The sequence below is a fragment of the Opitutales bacterium genome, assembly GCA_013215165.1.
Lineage (GTDB): Bacteria > Verrucomicrobiota > Verrucomicrobiia > Opitutales > JABSRG01 > JABSRG01.
Genome location: JABSRG010000134.1, coordinates 1 through 1,839 on the forward strand (window position 1 = coordinate 1; position 1,839 = coordinate 1,839).

Consider the following 1,839-nt stretch of genomic DNA (forward strand, 5'->3'; position numbering starts at 1 on the left):
GACACGATCAACCGCTACAGCCGATCAATACTCACCCCTGATCTCCGCCATCAGGCCTTATGGGATGGCTGTGCATCTATCTCATACCTCCGAAGAAGGAGATGGTTATGTCGAATGGCACATTGCTACTGACCGACAAGGACCCGACCAAGTCACTCAGCCTGCCCATCGATGTCTTTTTCCGCTCGCTAGCGATTGATCAAGAAGATCGCGCAATCGCTGTCGTTCTCTCAGGCACAGGTTCAGATGGTTCCCGAGGTATCGTGGACATCAAAGAGGCTGGCGGATTTGTAATATCTCAGTCGAGTGAGTCTGCAAAATTTGATGGCATGCCTAAGAGCGCGATCGACACGGGTGTTGTGGATAAAATAACAGCCCCAGAGCTTATTCCTGAAGCGATCTTGATGCGTGTGGAAAGTCCACTTCTAAATACATTAGAAAGTCAATATACCTCGGAGCGCGTCCATGAGACAGACCAATACTCTATAATCTTCAAACGCCTGCGCGAGGTCTTTAACATCGACTTCGCGTATTATAAGCCCTCCACAGTGAACCGACGCATAGAGCGCCGAATGAATTTTCATAAGGTGACGACTCTCGACGAGTATTCTGAGATATTGATCGATAGCAACGAGGAGGTTACAGCACTTTACGAAGACCTCCTCATCGGCGTTACCAAGTTCTTCCGAGATCCTGACGCATTTTTGGCGTTGGAAAAAACGCTTATTCCTGAGCTTTTAAATGATGCACCGGACCACAGCACTGTCCGCGTATGGATTCCTGGATGCGCTACCGGCGAAGAGGCCTACTCTATGGCCTTCCTGTTTGATGAATTGCTCACTGAAAAACATCGCCAGCGCGGTCTTGAAGTGAAGATATTTGCAACTGACCTGCATAAGGAATCAGTTAATTTTGCTGCGAATGGTCAGTATTCGAAGGACAGCCTTGAGTTTGTGACGGAGTCACGGAAGGCCAGGTTTTTCACGCCAGTCGGTGATAAATTTCAAGTAGCAGCAGAGATCCGACGGACCATCGTGTTCGCTGAGCAGAACCTCATAAAGGACCCACCCTTCACCAAAATTGACCTCGTAAGCTGTCGTAACCTTCTAATCTACTTGCAGCCAATTGCGCAGAAAAAGGTGATTTCGATGTTCCTCTTCGCTCTGAATGTCGACGGCATTTTGTTTCTAGGACCGAGTGAGACTTTGGGGACTTTTGAAAACGAGTTCGATCCCCTCAATCGGCATTGGAATATTTTCCGTAAGCGCAAAGACGTAAGGATGACTCCTGAGATCAGCATGCCCCTACAATCGTTAGCGGCATTAGATAGCAGGACCGCGACACAGGTCGACCCCTTGCGACGGCACTCCTCTGACCTCGAGCTATCACGAGCCTATGATAACTTACTTGAGACCTACATGCCTTCCAGCGTGCTGCTTAATCGAAGCAGACAGGTTCTTCATGTTTTTGGTGAATCTGATAAATATGTGAAAATGCCCAAGGGGCGCGCGAGCTTAGATATTCTTAGCATGCTTGACGGTGATCTGAGACTCGGCATGAGTGCTGGAATCCAGCGCGCAATCAAAGAAAAGCGTAGCTTTACATTACACAGTATACCTGTGGACGAGGAAAGCGGTAGCCGCGAACTAATTGACCTCACAATCACTCCTGTGAGCAACGGAACTCATCTATTGGTCACTTTCAAAAGCCATGAGCACCAGAAAGCAATTGTCGATGCTGAATCCACGACAGAAAACGAGCGGGGGTGTGACCAGAGGTGCGGGGAGTCATGCGGCCTCTTTGAGCCATTCTTGACTTTCGATGTAGGTGGCGCGGTGG

1 protein-coding gene is annotated in these 1,839 nt (G+C 49.0%); it reads left to right on the plus strand.

What is annotated here, in order from left to right; all coding sequences use genetic code 11:
• Positions 1 to 59 precede the first annotated feature (59 nt).
• Positions 60 to 1,839 (plus strand): hypothetical protein (locus tag HRU10_15340; protein NRA28607.1); only part of this gene is annotated, 1,780 nt, incomplete at its 3' end.